The sequence below is a fragment of the Catenulispora sp. GAS73 genome (genome assembly GCF_041262085.1).
GTDB lineage: Bacteria > Actinomycetota > Actinomycetes > Streptomycetales > Catenulisporaceae > Catenulispora.
Map to the genome: position 1 here is coordinate 23,226 of NZ_JBGCCM010000005.1, position 16,986 is coordinate 40,211.

A 16,986-nucleotide genomic window follows, 5' to 3' on the forward strand; every position below is an offset into this window, starting at 1 on the left:
ACGAGCTCACACACACCTCACTGGGTCCCGGGACGCGACTGCGACACTACGAACCCTAACGATTGTTCAACAATCCTTCAAGGTGCGTCACCGTGGTGCGGCCGACGCATGGCGAACGCCGGCCGCACCAGGTCAAGGTGCTACCTGTTTCCGAGTGGTGTCAGCTTTCCGAACGAGGTCAGCCCTGCACGAGCTTGCCGACCGAGTACAGCTCGTCCACGTCACCGGTGGTGAAGAAACTCCACGGCACGTTGACGTAGCCGTTGTCGCCCCAGCCGGAGCCCCAGCTGTTCTCGATGGTGACGCCCTGGTCGTTGTAGGCGATCACGGCGACCTCGTGCCCGCCGACGACCGGGTCGCCGCCGTCGGTGCCCGGCTGGTAGCTGTAGTCCGACGCGGCCTGGCCGCTGAGGTCCATGAAGCTCTGCCGGACGTTGAAGCCGACCGACACCGGCAGCCCCTGCGAGATCGAGCTCTTGATCGCGTCCTCGGCCCCGGCGCCGACCGGCAGGGTCTGGTAGCCGGACAGCTTGTAGTGCGCGGCGTTGGCGCGCTCGTTGTCGTCCGGCTGGGTGGTGTAGTCGAAGTCGCCCTGGTGGTAGTCGGCCTTGGTGTCGATGCCCTGCTGCTGCTCCATGCCGAGGGCGACGTCCCCGGTGGTGCCCTGGTCGTTGCCCTGGGCGATCTGGGCGTAGATGTACATCGGCGCCATCGGGTCGCCGGAGATGCCCTGCTCGTTCATCAGGATCCCGTAGGCGCTGTACCCGGTGGCCCAGGTCACGCAGGAGCCGACCTGACCCTGGTCACCCGGCGACAGCGCGTACTGCTGCAGGCTGGCGCTCGCCGGGGCGTCGGCCGGCACCGCGTCGGCGGCACGCAGGCCGCGCGCGTGGATGGCGTTCGCGGCCAGGCCGGCGCGCTCAGCGGCCCGGGCCCGAGCGATGTTCAGCCCGGTCGCGTAGTGGTGGTGGCGGTGCGCGTTCGGCTGCGCGGCGGAGGCCGGCGAGGCGGCGACCGCGGTGATCGCGGCGGCCGTGGCGAAGGCCGCGGCTATGCCGACGGTCTTGGAGGTGTGCATGAGGGAACTCCTTGCTTGCTTGCGTGACGGTGGCATGTCTCGTACGCCGGATCGGCAGCGCGGCCCGCAGGTGCCGGTCATCAGGACTTTGGCTAACTCTTGACATCACAGCCCCAAGCCGGCGCATGGTCCCGGCCGCGCCGGGGCGCGGTGAAGCCAAAAGGACATGCGAGCCCTGGGAAGTGACTGCTGAGGGAAGATGCCAGAGCAGCGAATCCAGGTGATGACGGGCACGCCAGCGCGGCGCGACCCGGTGCCCCTCGTGCGCGACGCGGCGCCCGGCTGCGGTCCGGTGCCGATCAACTACGGAGGCTCGTACTAGAGAGGAAACGTAGCAAGTCCCTGTGACCTTCGTCAGCCTGTCGGTTGGCAAAAGCTTCGCAAAGGCGCCGTACGATGACGGGGAGTAATAGCCGGTGCCAACGTATAAAGGCACGTCCAAAAAAGCCGCGTCCGCGATCGCCGCAGCCGCCGAAGCCGTAAGCTCAGCGCGTGGTCGACACTCTCATCGGGCGCGAGTGCCACCTGCACATACTGCGATCGGCTTTCGACGCACTCCGGGCCGGCTCGGGGACGGCCGTGGCACTGGCCGGCGAGCCGGGCGTCGGGAAGAGCGCGCTGCTGTGGGTGGCGGCGAACACGGCCCGCGCGGCAGGTGTGGCGGTGGTCGCCGTTCGCGGCGCCGAGCTGGCGCAGAGCCCTGACATCGATGAGGCCTGCGCGCAGGTCGTCGATGCCGTCCGCGCGCACGAGGCCGCCGGCAAGCCGGTCCTGGTGACCGTCGACGACCTGCACCTCGTCGGCGCCGACGAGGCAGGCTTGCTCCCCCGACTGTTGCGTCGCACGGCGACCGGCCCGGTGTTGTGCGTCCTGGCCTACCGCCGGCGCCAACTCGCGCCGAGCCTCGCCGCCGCGCTCGCCGACGCCTCGACCGGCCCACTCCGGCTCGCACCGCTCGATCCGCTCACCCGCGACCAGGCCGCGGACCTGCTCGGCGAACGCCCGGACGCCGACGAGATCCACCGCGAGGCCGCCGGAAATCCGCAGTACATCAAGGTGCTGTGCGCGCTGCGCGACACCGGCTCCACCGCCGAGGCCGGCGCCTCGATCTTCGCGGAGCTGGCCGGTCTGGACCCCGAGGCACTGGCGGCGGCGCGGGCCGCGGCGGTGCTCGGAGAGCCGTTCCACGTGGCCCTGCTGGCCGAGGTCGCGGGGCTCGACGAGCCGACAGCCGTACGCGCGCTCGACCAGCTCACGTACGTCGACCTGGTCCGCCCGGCCGAGCGCGGATCCCAACTGGCGCTGCGGCATCGGGCCGTCGGCGAAGCCGTCTACGAGCGGCTGGAACCGAGCCTGCGCTTCGCGCTGCACCGCTGCGCGGCCGACGCGCTCGCCCGGGACGGCGCACCGGTCGCGCAGCGCGCGCGACACGTCATCCGCGCGGCCGATCCGCAGAACCCTGAGCATCTGACGACGCTGATCGCCGCGGCCCGTGGGACGCTCTACAACTCCCCCGCCACAGCGGCCGAATACCTCCAGGCCGCCGGGCCGTTGCTGCGCGAAGGGCACGAAGGACACGACCACGCGCACGAAGTACAGGTGCTGCTCGCCCGGGCCCGCGTGCTGTCCGGCGAGTTCGCCGAGGGCCGTGCCCTGCTCGACGCGCTCCGCTCGACCGGGCCGGAGGACCACCCCGACGGTGCCGCGCTGGACTCCATCCGCATCGAGCGGCGTCTCGGCCGGCACTTCGAGGCCGGAGCACTGGCCCGCTCCGGTCTGGCCGCCCTGACCGCCCTGGCCGAGACCGACTCGGCGACCGCCGCCGCCCTGCACACCGAACTGGCCGACGCCACGTACGACGTGCAGGACTACGAGAGCTCCCGCATGCACGCCGAGACCGCCGCGGCCATCGCCGCCCTGCACGGCGACCGCGTCGGCGAGGCGCACGCCCTGGCGCAGTCGGCTCTGGGCCACCTGTTCACCGACGACGAAAACACCGCCCTGGCGCGCGCCGCGAGGGCGGCCGAACTCATCGACGCCGCCGCCGACACCACCCTGCTGACGAACCTGGCCGCGCCGCTGCAGCTGGGCATGACCGAGGGACTGCTCGGACGGCTCACCGACAGCGAGCGCCACCTGTCCCGCGCCGAGGCCCTGGGCCGGCGTACCGGTCAGAGCTACCTCGACGGTTCGCTGCTCACCGTGCTGGCCAACGCCCAATGCCGGCTCGGCAAGCTGCGCCCGACCCTGGCCACCCTGGACCGCGTCGCCCGACGCCTCGCCGAACTCGGCGGGAACGGCCTCAACCCGTCCGAGGAGGCGGTCTCCGCGAATCTGCGCGCCGCCGCGCTGTACTGGCGCGACGAACCCGGCGACGCCGAGCAGATGCGGGTGGAGCTGGACCGCGCGTTCGCCGTCGCCAGCGACTCGTCCACGAGCTGGGCGATGGCAGTGCGCTGCTTCCACGCCGAACTGGTCCTGCTCACCGGCGACCCGCTGCGCGCCCGCTCGCTGCTGTTGGAGGCGGCCGGCGAGGACCTGTCGGGGATCAGCCCGTGGCGCCGCCCCCGCTGGTGCGACACCCTGGCCGAGATCGCCCTGGCCGTGGGCGACAGCACTGACGCCGACCGCTGGGCCGCGCTGGCCGAGCGGGCTCCGCAGCGGCCCCCGACGCTGCGTGCCTTCGCGCTGCGGGCCGGGATGTGGGCGAACGCCGCGCTCGGGGACGACGAGGCGGCGCTGAAGTCCGCGCAGGAAGCGGCCACGGAGTTCACGGCGCGCGGGGAACGGATCGAGGTGTGCCGCACGCTGCTGGCCGCGACCGAGATCGCGCTGCGGGCGGGGCAGGCGCGGCTCGTGCCCGGCTGGCTGGACCGCGTCGGGTTGCTGGCCGAGCAGTGCGGTTCGACGCGGCTGATGGCGCGAGTCGCTCAATACCGGTCGCGCCTGGCCGCTTCGGCGGAGGTGCGGTCGGGCTCGCATGCACATCAGGGATCTGATCCGTGGTCGGCGGCGGCACCGTTGTCGGTGCGCGAACGCGAGATCGCTGATCTGGTGAGCACGGGCATGACCAACCCGGCGATCGCCGAGATGCTGTTTCTGAGCGTGCGGACCGTGGAATCACACCTGCGCCAGATCTACCGCAAGCTCGACGTGCCGAACCGCGCCGCCCTGACGCGCGCGGTCATGGACGCCCGCCGCGCGTAGCCGCATCTCTGCGCGCGCTGAGGCCGCGTTTACGTGGTCGGTTGCGTGGTCGGTTACGTGGCCTGCTACGTGGTTTCGCCGATGCGAGACGGCCGGGAGCCCCGCGAAACTCGGGGACGTTCCGGATCGCAACATGTTTCTCTCAAATCTCGCAAACCATCTCGCAAACCACAGCACCACACCACATTTCGGAGGTCCCCCATGGGTCTGGCAGAACGCCGCAGCGTCGAGCGCTTCAAGAACGAGGACTACCCCGGCTGGAAGGCGCGCATCGACGAGGCGGCCGGCTTCGAGGTGCCGATCGAGGTGTCCTGGGACGAACTGGCCGTCGTGGACCGCTCCGACCGGTACGCCGAGGACTTCCCCGCGGTGTTCTTCCAGCCGCTGCTGGACGCGTTCGGCGCGATCGGCGCGGACGACATGGGCAAGGACGCGCTTCGCGAGGGCGTGTCGAAGGTCATCGTCAGGAACACCAACGAGTACTTCAGCCCGTCCGGGTTCGCCTTCGCCGACGGCGTGCTGACCCTCGACCACCAGTCGGACGTCAACACCCACCACGTCGAGGAGCGGACGAAGGCGATCCAGGCGCTGCTGGAAGCAGGGCTCTGAGCTAGCGCGGTACGGCGGCCCCTGGCCCCGGCCCGGGTTCCCGGGCCGGGGGCGGGGGCGCCGTGATGCGAACGTCACGCCCGACAGGCTGCGCTTAGCCTGGCTTTCCAGGTCCGCCAACGCGCACATCACCCGATCCGGTGAACCCGGCGCCGCATCATTGCGCTCGCATATTTGTTCGAATAGCCTCCCTCGGTGACCTCCGAGCCCCTTCAGCTGATCGCCGCCACGCTCGCGCGCAACGGGTTACGTCGCGACGCGCTCGCGGCGTCGGCCGGCTGAGCGCCGGGTCATGGGCGCACCGCTGTCGGAGCAGGATCGGGACGATGTCATTGCGCGGCTGCGGCGGCAGTTGGTCGACAACGGCACCGCTCCTGAGGCTCGGCGGCGGGGGCCGGCTGAGGGCGGCGACATTCCGCTGCATCCGCTTCTGCGGTCGCTTGTGCCCGGTGGGCTTCTCGCGCGCGGCACCATCGTCACCGCGCCGCCGCGCATAGGTGGCGCGGCAGCCGGCGACGGCGCCGTCACGTACGCCACGCTCGCGCTCGTCGCCGGAGCCACGGCGGGCGGCGCCTGGGCCGGGGTGGTCGGGTTCCCGAACTTCGGCATCGCCGCCGCCTCCGGGCTCGGCGCCGATCTGTCGAAGATGCTGCTGCTCGACGATCCCGGCGACCGGTGGCTCGACGCCGCAGCTGTCCTCGCCGGGGCCGTGGACCTGGTGCTGCTGCACACGCCACGGCGGCCGAGCGCCGCTCAGCTGCGGCGCATGAGCCACCGCGTGCGGCCCGGCAACAGGCAGCGCGGCTGCGTCCTCGTCGTCACAGGCCCGTGGGAGTCACCGCACCTCACACTGACCACCCACAACCCGCGCTGGGAAGGGCTCGGCGACGGCAACGGCAACCTCACCCGGCGCCGCGTCACGATCAGCGCCACCGGACGAGCCACCCGCGGACTCCAGCGCGACGTGGATCTGTGGCTACCGAGTGCGGATGGGACCATCAGCGAGTTCAGAGCAGAGCAGGAAAAAAAGGAAGAGCAAGAACAGCAGCCGAGCGGCGAAAAGCCCCACCTGCGCATCGCCTAGCGCGACGAATGGGCCCGCGCCGCCCGCGCCGCCTCGACCAGCGGCAGGTACCCCTGAACCACCAACACCTCGGCGCCGGCCGCATAACCCGCCGGATCCTCGGGAGCGATGGTCGCCAGGCCGTCGACGTACCGGTTGTACATGCAGAACGCCGCCGCGATGAGCACCGTGTCGTGAATCTTGCGATCGGACGCCCCAGCTGCGCGGGACCGCTCGACCAACTCCGTCGTGACCTGCCGCCCACCACGCTGGACCGCGGCCGCGATGTCCAGCAGCGCCTTCAGCTTGTCGCTGATCGCGGATGCCCCCGGGTCGGCGCGGATGACGTCCAGATCGAGGCCCTCGGGCAGCTGGGCCGCGGTGAAGGCGGCATGGCTGGAGGAGCAGAACCGGCACTCGTTGAGCGTGGAGACGTGCGTGGCGATCAACTCCCGCTCCCACCGCTCCAGCGTGCTCGGACCCCGCAACAGCACCTCGGCCAGCTCGCTCAGCGGCGCGGCGGTCTCGGGGCGGAAGAAGAACAGGGAGCGGATCCCGGGCTGGTCGTTGCCCAGCTCGATGTGCGGCATGGCGTTCGAACCTCCGAAGGGTGACGGCAACGGTGCCCACCTGGCCAGCGTCTGTGGGGAACGTAAGGCGACCGACCCGCCGGTGGTTCTTCCATCGTGCTCAGAACGTCGCCGTGTAGTGCGTCAGGACACTTCGCGGTCCGGGTGGCCCACACCGCGGCGCCCAGGGCGACCGGTGTCCCCGTGGTGTTCCACAACCCCTGGCTCTTCGAAGTCGCCTGCGGCCGCGTCGGCTCCGGACCTGCGGGGCTTCGGGGCGTCCGACAAGCATCCCGCCGACCCCGCCGAGCAGTCCAACGCCGTCGCTCAGGCGCGCAGCGTGGCCGCGCTCATCGAGGAGGCGCCGGGGCGGGACTGCGCAGCCCGGTCAGCGAACAGGCACACCGCCGCGGATCCCAGCGCCCGCCGGGGGTCTGCGTCGGCCTCGGCGGGGGCCGGCGGCAACGGCCGGACCGGAAGCAGGCGCTCGCCGGGCACGTCGAGGGGTTCCCGGCTGGTCGCCAGAATCCTGATACCCGGACAGCGCTCCAGGATCGTGTGCACCAACGCGGCGACGGCGTCGATCAGGTGCTCGCAGTTGTCGATGACCAGCAGCGCGCGCCGGTCCGCCAAGGCCTGGGCGACCGCTGCGGCGCTGTCGCCTTCCGTGTCGTCGGCGCCGTCCGCGCCCGACCGTCCGCCGCCGGGGATACCGAGAGCGCCGAGCGGGGCCAGCGCGCCGAGAACCGCGCCGCCGAGCCGCGCCGGCCCGGCCACCGCGCCGAGCTCGACCAGCCAGACGCCGTCGGGATGGCCGCCGGACAGCCGCGCCGCCGTTTCCAGCGCCAGCCGGGTCTTGCCGGTCCCGCCGGGACCGGTGAGCGTGACCAGGGCGCTGTCCTCCAGCAACCGGCTGATCGTGCCGACCTCCGTGTCGCGGCCGACGAACGAGGTCAGCGTGCGGGGCAGGTTCGTCAGCGGCCCGCGCGGCTCCGAGGCCCGGCCATCAGCGTGGGCGTCGTCCTGCCGCAGCAGACCGGTGTGGACGTCGGCGAGCTCCGGCGACGGATACACCCCGAGCTCGTCGGCCAGCAGCCGGCGAATGTCCTGATACGCGGTGAGCGCCTCGGAACGACGGCCGGCGGCGGCCAGTGCCGTCATCAACCGCGCGGTCAGCGGCTCACGCAGCGGATGCGCCGCGACCCCGGCCGCCAGGTCGGCGATCGACTCCTCGGCGCGCCCCACGGCCAGCCGGCAGTCGGCGAGCAGTTCCACCGCTTCGAGCCGTGCCGTCTCCAACGCGGTGGCAGCCGTGGCCAGCTGCGGAAAGCCGGTCAGGTCGGCCAGGGCCGGACCGGTCCATTCGCGCAACGCCTGGACCAGCGTCGCCGCGGCCAGTTCGCAGGCGTGCTCGGTCGTGCTCTCGGACAAGTTCGCGCCGCGCCTGTGTCAGAAGTTCAGCAAACCGGTGCGCGTCGACATCGCAGGGCTCGATCATCAACGCGTACCCGCCGGCGCGCCTGGCGACCGCCGTGCGTCCGCAGACCGCGCGAAGCCGCTTCACCAAGGTCTGAAGCGCGTTGGCGGCGTTCTCCGGAGGCTGGTCGCCCCAGATCGCGTCGATGAGCCGCGCCGACACGACCGGACGGCCCGGCTGGAGCGCGCACAGCGCCAGCAGGGCCCTGACTCAGGGGCTGGTCACGGCCGGTCAAACGCGCACGTCATGATCGCCGGGCTTGGCCGCCTCCCCAACGGAAGGTGAGGTCCGAGTTAAATCAGATGAATAGATCCCGCCGCCGGCATCTCTGCCCTCCGATAACGTTTCCGCAGGCCATATGTGGTTACCCCCCGACTGTGACTGGCAACAGCGTCCTGCTAGCGCTCGTGGTGGCCACAGCGCTGGGCTTCGATTTCACCAACGGCTTCCATGACACCGGCAACGCGATGGCCACCTCCATCGCCACCGGGGCGCTGCCGCCCCGGATCGCTGTGGCGGTGTCCAGCGTCCTGAACCTGGTCGGGGCGTTCTTGTCCTTCAGCGTCGCGGCGACCATCGCCAGCGGCCTGGTCCAGACCCATCTGGTGACGCTCACCATGGTGTTCGCCGGGTTGACCGGCGGCATCCTGTGGAACCTCGCCACCTGGTACCTGGGGCTGCCCTCCAGTTCCTCGCACGCCCTGATCGGCGGGGTCGTCGGGGCGGCCATCGCCTCGGCAGGCGGGCATGCGGTGCAGTGGCACGGCATCACGTCCAAGGTGATCCTGCCCGCGATCCTCTCGCCGGTGATCGCCGGGATGGTGGCCGCCGTCGGCACCTTCCTGGTCTACCGGATCACCCGCGGGGTGCCGGACGGGGTGCGCGGCCGGGGCTTCCGGCTCGGGCAGATCGGCTCGGCCTCCATGGTCTCGCTGGCGCACGGTACCAACGACGCGCAGAAGACGATGGGCGTCATCACGCTGGCGCTCATCGCCAACAACTCGATCGGCGCGCACGCGAAGGCCCCGACGTGGGTCATCATCTCCTGCGCGCTGGCGATCAGCCTGGGCACCTACGTCGGCGGCTGGCGTGTGATCCGGACGCTGGGCAAGGGCCTGGTGGAGATCGAGTCGCCGCAGGGGATGGCGGCCGAATCGTCCTCCGCCGCGGTGATCCTGCTCTCCAGCAGCTTCGGCTACTCGCTGTCCACCACGCACGTCGCGACCGGCTCGATCCTGGGCTCCGGCGTCGGCAAGAAGGGCGCCGAGGTGCGCTGGTCGGTCGCCGGCCGGATGGCTTTCGCCTGGGTGCTGACGCTGCCGGCCGCAGGCCTGGTCGGCGCGCTGGCGTACGCCACGGCGCACGGCATCGGCGGGACCGCCGGCACGTCCACGATCTTCGTGGTGCTCGCCGCCTGCGCGACCGGGTTCTACCTCGCCTCGCGCCGCACCGCGGTGACGGCGTCGAACGTCAACAGCCAGTGGTCCGGCTCGGTGGCCCCGGCCGCCGTCCCGGCCGGCGCGGCCGCGTGATCGGCTGAAGGGAAGCGGCGAACGTGAACTCCTGGATCAATCTGAACGCGCTGTGGAAGATCGTCGTGATCGGCCTGCTGGCCGGTGCCGGACTGCCCGCGCTCTTCGCGGTCGGGCTGCGGGCGCTGTCGCCCCGCGGCGGGGCCTCGGGCTCGGCAGACCCGGGGGGCTCGGCGGAGGCCTCCGCTGAGGCGCAGCCGGACCTGCTCCAAAAGGTGGCCGCGGGGATCTGCTTCCTCGCGGTGCTCGCCGCGATGGGGTGGGGTGTCTACAGCATCGTCCACAACAGCTGACCACCACGCGCTGAATCCGCCCGGCCGGTGAGGAGTCTCGGACTCCTCACCGGCCGGGCGCGTTTCCTGTGAGTTGCTTCTCAAAGTCGATATTGATGCCCGGCTCATCACTCTCTCACCCTGCCGGGTCACGGTGGGTGGCGATCCATTCAGCCGCTGTGGAGGTGTCGACATGGAGCGTGAAGCCCGTCGCAGGCTTGTCCGAATATCCGCCGTGACCTGGGGCGTGACCGCCGCCAGCGTGGCCGGCGGAGTGGCGATCGCCGCGACCGTGCCCCGGGCGCACTCGGGATCGAGTACGCGGAGCACAAGCACGACCACGAGCACGTCGTCGAGCTCAGGACTACAGCCGGCGACATCGGCGCCGACTACCTCATCTTCATCATCCTCATCTTCATCCTCATCGTCGAGCACCACGACCTCGACCCCGACCACAACCTCGACCACGTCCGGTCACACCGCGACGTCCGGTGCGTCATGAACGCCGCGGCAGACTGGCGCGCGCTGGGCTGCGCGGTCCGGCTGGCGGTCACCGAGCCGGCGGCCCTGGACGACGCGCGCCAGGCGCTGGTCGGGTGGCTGGACCGGGTGGACACCGCCTGCAGCCGGTTCCGTGACGACTCCGAGCTCATGGCCCTGGATCGCTCGGACGGACGCGAGACGCCGGTCAGCGACGTGCTCGCGGACGCCGTCGCCGCCGCCCTGCGCGGTGCGGAGCTCACCGGCGGCGACGTCGATCCGACGGTGGGCTCGGCGCTGGCCGGGCTCGGCTACGACCGCGACTTCCACCTGGTGGAGCACGACGGCAGCCCGGTGCGGCTGGTGGTCCGGCCGGTGCCGGGCTGGCGGCGGATCGCGTTCGACGCGCAGCGTCGGACGCTCGCCGTCCCCGCCGGCATCCGGCTGGACCTGGGCGCCACGGCGAAGGCCTGGGCCGCCGACCGCGCCGCCGCCGATCTGGCCGCGCGGTTCGGCTGCGGCGTGCTGGTCGGCCTCGGCGGCGACATCGCCGTCGCGGGACCGGCGCCCGGGGACGGCTGGACGATCCGCGTCCAGGACCGGACCGACGACCCGGATCCGGACGCCGCGCACACCAGCGTCCTGATCCGCGACGGCGGCCTGGCCACCTCCGGCACCGCCGCGCGCCGCTGGAACCGCGGCGGCAGGACCCTGCATCACATCGTCAACCCGCACACCGGCCTGTCGGCGCGCACGCCGTGGCGCACGGTGAGCGTGGCCGCCGCCGGCTGCCTGGACGCCAACATCGCCGCCACGGCCGCCGTGATCCGGGGCACCCGGGCCCCGGCCTGGCTCGCGGAGTGCGGCCTGGACGCGCGGCTGCTCGCCGAGGACGGGACGGTCTGCACGGTCGGCCGGTGGCCCGCCGCGCCCGGCAGCACGGGCTTCTCCCACGCGTTGGACCCGAAGGGGGTGTCGTCGTGGACTCTGCGGTGATCTGGTACGCCGGGCAGGCCACCGGGATCGTGTCGCTGACGCTGTTCAGCGCGGTGATGGTGCTGGGGATCAGCGTGCGGCGGCAGGTGCGAATCCCCGGGATGCCGCGGCTGGCCGCGGTCGCGCTGCACCGCAGCATCTCGTTGCTGGCGGTGGTGTTCCTGGCCGCGCACATCCTGACGGCGGTCGTCGATTCCTACGTCAATATCAGCCCTCTGGCAGCGGTGGTGCCGTTCACCTCCGCCTACGATCCGCTGTGGGTGGGGTTGGGCGCGGTGGCGCTGGATCTGATCGTGGCGGTGACCGTCACCAGCTTGCTGCGTGCGCGGCTGGGGCGGCGGACGTGGCGTGCGGTGCACTGGCTGGCTTACGCCTGCTGGCCGGTGGCCGTGGTGCACGGCGTGACGATGGGCAGCGGGACCGGGCATCCGATGAGCGGTTGGCCGTTGTGGCTGACGATCGGCGGCATCGCCGCGGTGCTGATCGCCCTCGTCCCGAGGGTGACCACGGGACGACGTGCCCTGACCCCGGCCGACGTCCTCGCGGGGGTCCGCCGATGAACACGGTCACGATGCCCCTGCGCATCCGCTCGCTCGCCACGAGCGCCGCGAGGCGGCTGCTTCCCTCGGAGCCGCTGAGTCACGAGGCGCACCGCGCGATCTACGGCGACCTGTCGTACCTCGACGGCCGGCAGATCGTCGTGGCCGCCGAGCTGTCCGGCCTGTGTGGGCAGGGCGGCGCGGCGTTCCCGGCGCACCGCAAGATGACGGCGGTCCGCGAGGCGGCGCGACGGTCCGGACGCCGGGCGGTCGTGGTCGCCAACGGTTCGGAGGGCGAGCCGGCCAGCGCGAAGGACAAGGCTCTGCTGTGGCACGCGCCGCACCTGGTGTTGGACGGCATGGCTCTGGCGGCTGCCGCTGTCGGTGCCGACCGGGCGTTCCTGGCCGTCGAGTCCGGTCACGGCCTCGGCCGGTATCTGACCGCGATGAGCCGGCAACGGCCCGCCCCGGCGGTGCCGGTCACGATCATCGAGGTGCCGCAGCGGTTCCTGTCCGGGCAGGAGTCGGCGCTGGTGTCGTTCCTCGACGGCGGTCCGGCGCTGCCCCGGTACCAGGCCCGGCCGGTGTTCGAGCGGGGCGTCGGCGGCGGTCCGACGCTGGTGCAGAACGTTGAGACGCTGGCGCATCTGGCGCTGATCGCCCGGCACGGCCCCGGGTGGTACCGGTCCGGTGCGGCCACGTCGCTGTTCACGGTGCGGGAGGCGGACAGTGCGCCGACCGTGGTGGAGGCCATGCCCGGCACGCCGCTGGGCGTCCTGACCGGAGCCGGAGCCGCGACCGGGCAGGCGTTGTTGGTCGGCGGGTACCACGGCACCTGGCTGCCGCTGACGGCCACCGCGCTGGAAGCGGCTTCCCCCGCCACCCTCGGCGTCCCGCTGGGAGCCGGTCTGCTCGCCGTCCTGCCGCACGACCGCTGCGGCCTGGTCGAGACCGCGTCCGTCCTGCGCTACCTGGCACTGGAATCAGCCGGACAGTGCGGCCCCTGCCTGAACGGCCTGCCCCGCATGGCGGCGGCCTTCAACGAACTCGCCCACCCCACACCGCGCAGCGACCTGCGCCGACTCCGCGACGACCTGTCCCGCTGGGCCGGACTGATCACCGGCCGCGGCGCCTGCCGCCACCCGGACGGCTCAGCCCGCCTGGCGCGCAGCGCCCTGATCGCCTTCGCCGCGGAGGTCGACGACCACGCCCGGGGCCGATGCCGGGCACCCGGCCGTCCGCCGATGCTCCCCACCGGCCCGGCCTCCCCCGCCGCCCCGATCGAACAAGGAGTGTGACCGTGTCCGAACCCACCGGCACATCCCGGCCCCCGCACCCGAGCGTCGACTGGACCGCCTGCCAAGGTCACGGCGGCTGCGCCGACCTCCTCCCGGAGCTCATCACCCTGGACGAATGGGGATACCCGGTCGTCCGGGGCGGCCCGATTCCCGCGGGAGCCCAGCGGCGCGCCCGTAAAGCCGTCTCCGAATGCCCCGCGCTGGCGCTGCGCCTCAAGGACTGATCCGTGCATCAGCTGGGCGGCATTCCGGATGAGACGCCACAATCGGACCATGGACTCCATCGACGCGGCCGAGTTGGCCTTGAGCCTGCCCGAAGTCGACCCAAGCCGGCCGAGCATCGCGCGGATCTACGACTTCTGGCTGGGCGGTTCCCAGAACTTCGAGGCCGACCGCGAGGCCGGGCGCCGCGCCGCCGAGGCGATGCCGTCGCTGCCGGCGTGGGCGAGGGCGAACCGCGTGTTCCTCAGGCACGTCGTCGGCGAACTGGCCGCCACCCACGGCGTCCGCCAGTTCCTCGACCTCGGCTCCGGCGTCCCCACGGTCGGCAACGTCCACGAGGTCGCGCAGGCCGTCGACCCCGAGGCGACGGTCGTCTACCTCGACATGGACCCGGTCGCCATCGCCCACGCCAGGGCCCTGCTCGCCGACAACGCCACGGCCCACGCGGCGCTGGCGGACCTGCGCGAGCCGCAGGTCGTGCTGGACCACCCGACGGTGCGCGACAACATCGACTGGACCAAGCCGGTCGCGGTGCTGATGTTCGCCGTGCTGCACTTCATCGCTGACGACCAGCAGGCCGCAGAGATCGTGCGCGCGTTCATGGAGCCCTGCGCGCCGGGCAGCTACCTGGCCATCTCCCACGGCGGCTACGACCACAACGCCTTGGAGGCGCAGCAGCAGGCGGCCGAGAACTACGTCCAGCGCACCGGCGTGCCGTTCACGGCGCGGACCGCCGAGCAGATCGCGCCGTGGCTCAAGGACCTGGAGATCCTGCCGCCGGGACTGGTCAACGTCGACGTCTGGCTGCCGAGCCTGCGGGAGGGCGGCAATCCGGTGCCACCCAGCCTCGGCGTGCTCGCTCGGAAACCGCTCAGCGCGGGCGCCGAGAAGCCGGGAGTCTGAGGTGACCGTGAAGCGAGTCGGCCTGGTCGTCCACGGCGGGCGGGAGGAGGCTCCGGCTGCGTGCGAACTGGTGCGCAAGTGGTGCGCCGAACGCGGCGTCACCTGCACCGACATCGATGTCTGGCACAACCGGCGGCGCAACGCCGAGGACGAGGTCGAGGCCGCCGGCAACCCGGACCTGATCGTCACTCTCGGCGGGGACGGCACGTTCCTGCGCGGCGCGCGACTGGCCGCGGCGAACAACGCGCTGCTGCTGGGCATCGACCTCGGGCGCGTGGGCTTCCTGACCGAGGTGCCGATCTCGGAGATCACCACGGCGCTCGACGCCGTGTGGGAGCACCAGATCACGATCGACAGCCGCATGCTGCTGACGCTGCGCGTCTCGCGACGGCTGGAGCTGCCGGAGGACATGGAGCGCTGGGCGTCCGTCTACGGCCGCGGCTCGCTGCTGCCCGCGCCGAAGGTACGCGACGACGGAGAGGCCTGCGACGAGTGGGGCATCCCGCTGAACGTCTCCGGCATCAACGACATCGTGCTGGAGAAGCTGTCCCGGGACCACCAGATCTCGGTCGGCGTCTACGTCGGCGGCCACCTGCTCGCCGCCTACTCCGCCGACGCGCTGGTGGTGGCCACGCCCACCGGCTCGACCGCGTACAGCTTCGCCGCCGGCGGCCCGATCGTCTCCCCGCGCGCGGAGGCGATCGTGTTCACGCCGGTCGCGCCGCACATGGCGTTCGACCGCTCCGTGGTCGTCGGCCCCGACGAGCCGGTCGGCCTGCGGCTGCTCGAACGGTCCGGCAACGCCGCGGTGACCATCGACGGCCAGCTGCGCGGACTGCTGGAGCCAGACGACTGGATCGGGGTCTACGCGGCACAGCGCCGGCTCCGGGCCGTACGCCTGGGACCGACGGACTTCTACGGCCGGCTACGGGAGCGTATGAATCTCACCGACGCGCCGGCCGCCGTGGCGGACGGGTTCGCCGGGCCCATCTGGTCCTTCACCACGCCGCCGCCGGCCGACATGTCGCACCTGACGCTGGCCATAGACGAAGTTGACGAAGTGGACGAGGACGGCGTCAGCATCTGAAGCGCTACCGGGGACGGCGGACTGTGCGGTATAAACAACTCGACGAATCAGGACTCTGATGATCGCCGATCATCGACCACCCTCAACCACCCGTCGACGGTCGGCAGCCGCTCTGAGCCCTGGGACTCATGCCGCACCATCCGCCGTGTCGCCACCACCCGGGAGGTCCCATGTTCCGTCGCACCCTGACCGCGGTCGCCGCCGTCACCCTCACCGTCGCCGCCGCGTCCGTGATCCCCGCCGCCACCGCGCAGGCCCGCCCGGCGTGCGGCGCCGGGACGTCGTGGTGCCTGTGGTCCGTCTACCAGGACGCCGCGCACACGATCCTCGTCGGCGAGCACGGCTACGACTGCAGCGGCAAGTGGTTCGAGACCGGTAGTCAGGCCGGGTACGTGAAGTTCCAGATCCTGCCCTGCTGAGCAGCACTGTCGGGCACTGTCAGTCGGCCGCGAACAGCTGCCGCAGCTCGGCCGTGCACATCATGTACCCGTCCGGAGGCGGCAGCTGCCGCAGGTAGTGCGCCAGGTCCGCGCGCAGCGAAAACACCCGCACCGGGGTGCCTGCCGCGCGCGCCGCGTCCACGACGCCGCGCACTCCGGCGAGCACCGCCGGGTGCCGGGTCTGGTAGGACTCTGCGACCAGGTGGTTGTTGCGATCGGCGGCCAGGTAGAACTGAACCAGGTCCTTCGTGCCGACGAACAGCTCGCTGGCGCCTGCCGCGCAGATCGCCGGTGCCGCGTGCACGGCCGCCGGGGTCTCGATGAACGCGGCCACCGGCACTCCGGCCGGGAGCTGGAGGTGGTCGCGCAGCTGCGTGTATTCGTGTTCGTCGGTGAGGAACGGGACGGACAGGTGCACCCGGTCCGCCGCGCCGCCAAGACGCTCCCGCAGCGAGCCGAGCGCGGCGTGCAGCGCGTCGCGGTACGCGCTGGAGCCGAGGAGCCAGCGCGCGCCGTGCAGCCCCATCTCCGGGTTGGGCTCGGTCGCCACCGGGGCGGTGGTCACGTGCGCGGCGTGGTCGGAGCGGAGGTCGAGCAGCCGCAGCACGATCCGCTGGCCGGGCAGCAGCGCACCGGCGAAGGCGCAGAGCCGGCCGGCCAGGGCCTGTCCGTAAGCTTCGGCCTGCGCCGGTCCGCCCTGCAGCGCGTCGAGCGGACGCAGGCCGGCGGCCAGGCACAGGAACTCCTCGCGGATGAAGAACGACTCCACGCGCTTGGCGTCCGACCCGCAGGCGTTCACCGTCTCAATGTCCTGCAGGTCAGCGATGACCGCGCACAGCGACCCGAGCTCGTCCAGCACCGCACCCTCGCCGCGCGCCGGGGGCGGCGCGGCACCCGGCCGGTTCCCGAGCAGGATCGACTCGCTCTCCAGGTGCAGCGTGACCTCGCCGTCGAGCCGCGACAGCTCCGCGTGGTCGATCCTGAGCACGGGGATGCCCCGACCGCGGCAGATGGACTGCATGTGGCCGGTGCGGCCGCCCGAGCTGCACACCACCGCGCGGGCGGAGACGATGGCGTCGTAGAGATCCGCCTCCAGCCTCGGGGCGACGAGGATGGATCCCTCGATCGGTCTGCCGGTGCGGTTGCAGAATCCTTGGACGACACTCTGCTTGCCGCCGGACAGAAGCGATCCCTTGATACGCCGCCCGCTCAAA

General features: G+C 72.0%; 16 protein-coding genes and 1 pseudogene. 12 read left to right on the plus strand and 5 right to left on the minus strand.

The window, feature by feature from the left end; translation table 11 throughout:
• Positions 1-178: 178 nt before the first annotated feature.
• Positions 179-1,078: a C1 family peptidase gene (locus tag ABH935_RS08780; RefSeq protein ID WP_370377305.1), complete on the minus strand. Its 900-nt coding sequence runs from the start codon at positions 1,076-1,078 to the stop codon at positions 179-181.
• A 492-nt stretch (positions 1,079-1,570) separates the two neighbouring features.
• On the opposite strand from ABH935_RS08780, the gene ABH935_RS08785 reads away from it, so the two are divergent.
• The 3 genes from ABH935_RS08785 to ABH935_RS08795 all read left to right on the plus strand — a co-directional run bounded on the left by ABH935_RS08785 (position 1,571) and on the right by ABH935_RS08795 (position 5,978).
• Positions 1,571-4,285, plus strand: coding sequence for a LuxR C-terminal-related transcriptional regulator (locus tag ABH935_RS08785; protein ID WP_370377306.1), 2,715 nt, complete (start codon positions 1,571-1,573; stop codon positions 4,283-4,285).
• A 201-nt stretch (positions 4,286-4,486) separates the two neighbouring features.
• On the plus strand, positions 4,487-4,894 hold the full coding sequence (locus ABH935_RS08790) for a hypothetical protein (protein WP_370377307.1): 408 nt from the start codon (positions 4,487-4,489) through the stop codon (positions 4,892-4,894).
• A gap of 292 nt (positions 4,895-5,186) precedes the next feature.
• Entirely contained in the window at positions 5,187-5,978 is a 792-nt protein-coding gene (locus ABH935_RS08795) for a hypothetical protein (RefSeq protein WP_370377308.1), read from the plus strand.
• Here the strand turns inward: ABH935_RS08795 and ABH935_RS08800 are convergent.
• The 3 genes and pseudogenes from ABH935_RS08800 to ABH935_RS08810 all read right to left on the minus strand — a co-directional run.
• Complete coding sequence (locus tag ABH935_RS08800) at positions 5,975-6,547, minus strand: carboxymuconolactone decarboxylase family protein (protein WP_370377309.1); 573 nt, start codon at positions 6,545-6,547, stop codon at positions 5,975-5,977. The two genes, ABH935_RS08795 and ABH935_RS08800, sit on opposite strands and share 4 nt — an antisense overlap.
• A 306-nt stretch (positions 6,548-6,853) precedes the next feature.
• Complete coding sequence (locus ABH935_RS08805) at positions 6,854-7,957, minus strand: BTAD domain-containing putative transcriptional regulator (protein WP_370377310.1); 1,104 nt, start codon at positions 7,955-7,957, stop codon at positions 6,854-6,856.
• Between the two features lie 121 nt (positions 7,958-8,078).
• A pseudogene (locus tag ABH935_RS08810) lies at positions 8,079-8,204 on the minus strand (hypothetical protein); the annotation flags it as partial.
• Positions 8,205-8,380: 176 nt separating this feature from the next.
• Between ABH935_RS08810 and ABH935_RS08815 the strand changes: the two are divergent.
• From ABH935_RS08815 to ABH935_RS08855, 9 genes are all read left to right on the plus strand, one after another.
• A complete protein-coding gene (locus tag ABH935_RS08815; protein WP_370377311.1) occupies positions 8,381-9,535 on the plus strand; it encodes an anion permease in 1,155 nt (384 codons plus the stop codon).
• A 23-nt stretch (positions 9,536-9,558) separates the two neighbouring features.
• The gene (locus ABH935_RS08820) at positions 9,559-9,828 is read left to right on the plus strand and encodes a hypothetical protein (protein ID WP_370377312.1); all 270 of its coding nucleotides are present in this window, start codon (positions 9,559-9,561) and stop codon (positions 9,826-9,828) included.
• A 477-nt stretch (positions 9,829-10,305) separates the two neighbouring features.
• Positions 10,306-11,283: an FAD:protein FMN transferase gene (locus ABH935_RS08825; protein WP_370377313.1), complete on the plus strand. Its 978-nt coding sequence runs from the start codon at positions 10,306-10,308 to the stop codon at positions 11,281-11,283.
• A complete protein-coding gene (locus ABH935_RS08830; RefSeq protein ID WP_370377314.1) occupies positions 11,268-11,843 on the plus strand; it encodes a ferric reductase-like transmembrane domain-containing protein in 576 nt (191 codons plus the stop codon). The genes ABH935_RS08825 and ABH935_RS08830 overlap by 16 nt, the downstream gene beginning before the upstream one ends.
• Complete coding sequence (locus tag ABH935_RS08835) at positions 11,840-13,120, plus strand: NADH-ubiquinone oxidoreductase-F iron-sulfur binding region domain-containing protein (protein ID WP_370377315.1); 1,281 nt, start codon at positions 11,840-11,842, stop codon at positions 13,118-13,120. The genes ABH935_RS08830 and ABH935_RS08835 overlap by 4 nt, the downstream gene beginning before the upstream one ends.
• 2 nt (positions 13,121-13,122) lie before the next feature.
• The gene (locus ABH935_RS08840) at positions 13,123-13,344 is read left to right on the plus strand and encodes a ferredoxin (RefSeq protein ID WP_370377316.1); all 222 of its coding nucleotides are present in this window, start codon (positions 13,123-13,125) and stop codon (positions 13,342-13,344) included.
• A gap of 49 nt (positions 13,345-13,393) precedes the next feature.
• Positions 13,394-14,245: an SAM-dependent methyltransferase gene (locus ABH935_RS08845; RefSeq protein WP_370377317.1), complete on the plus strand. Its 852-nt coding sequence runs from the start codon at positions 13,394-13,396 to the stop codon at positions 14,243-14,245.
• A gap of 1 nt (position 14,246) precedes the next feature.
• Entirely contained in the window at positions 14,247-15,332 is a 1,086-nt protein-coding gene (locus tag ABH935_RS08850) for an NAD(+)/NADH kinase (protein WP_370377318.1), read from the plus strand.
• 170 nt (positions 15,333-15,502) lie between these two features.
• Entirely contained in the window at positions 15,503-15,751 is a 249-nt protein-coding gene (locus tag ABH935_RS08855; protein ID WP_370377319.1) for a hypothetical protein, read from the plus strand.
• Positions 15,752-15,770: 19 nt separating this feature from the next.
• On the opposite strand, the gene ABH935_RS08860 is transcribed toward ABH935_RS08855, so the two are convergent.
• On the minus strand, positions 15,771-16,985 hold the full coding sequence (locus ABH935_RS08860) for a putative PEP-binding protein (protein WP_370377320.1): 1,215 nt from the start codon (positions 16,983-16,985) through the stop codon (positions 15,771-15,773).
• Between the last annotated feature and the right edge of the window lies 1 nt (position 16,986).

Excerpts from the sequence above, each read along its gene's own strand:
- ABH935_RS08780 (WP_370377305.1), bottom strand. The coding sequence starts at position 1,078 with ATGCACACCTCCAAGACCGTCGGCATAGCCGCGGCCTTCGCCACGGCC.
- ABH935_RS08835 (WP_370377315.1), top strand. The coding sequence starts at position 11,840 with ATGAACACGGTCACGATGCCCCTGCGCATCCGCTCGCTCGCCACGAGC.
- ABH935_RS08800 (WP_370377309.1), bottom strand. The coding sequence starts at position 6,547 with ATGCCGCACATCGAGCTGGGCAACGACCAGCCCGGGATCCGCTCCCTG.
- ABH935_RS08795 (WP_370377308.1), top strand. The coding sequence starts at position 5,187 with ATGGGCGCACCGCTGTCGGAGCAGGATCGGGACGATGTCATTGCGCGG.
- ABH935_RS08790 (WP_370377307.1), top strand. The coding sequence starts at position 4,487 with ATGGGTCTGGCAGAACGCCGCAGCGTCGAGCGCTTCAAGAACGAGGAC.
- ABH935_RS08825 (WP_370377313.1), top strand. The coding sequence starts at position 10,306 with ATGAACGCCGCGGCAGACTGGCGCGCGCTGGGCTGCGCGGTCCGGCTG.
- ABH935_RS08855 (WP_370377319.1), top strand. The coding sequence starts at position 15,503 with ATGTTCCGTCGCACCCTGACCGCGGTCGCCGCCGTCACCCTCACCGTC.
- ABH935_RS08845 (WP_370377317.1), top strand. The coding sequence starts at position 13,394 with ATGGACTCCATCGACGCGGCCGAGTTGGCCTTGAGCCTGCCCGAAGTC.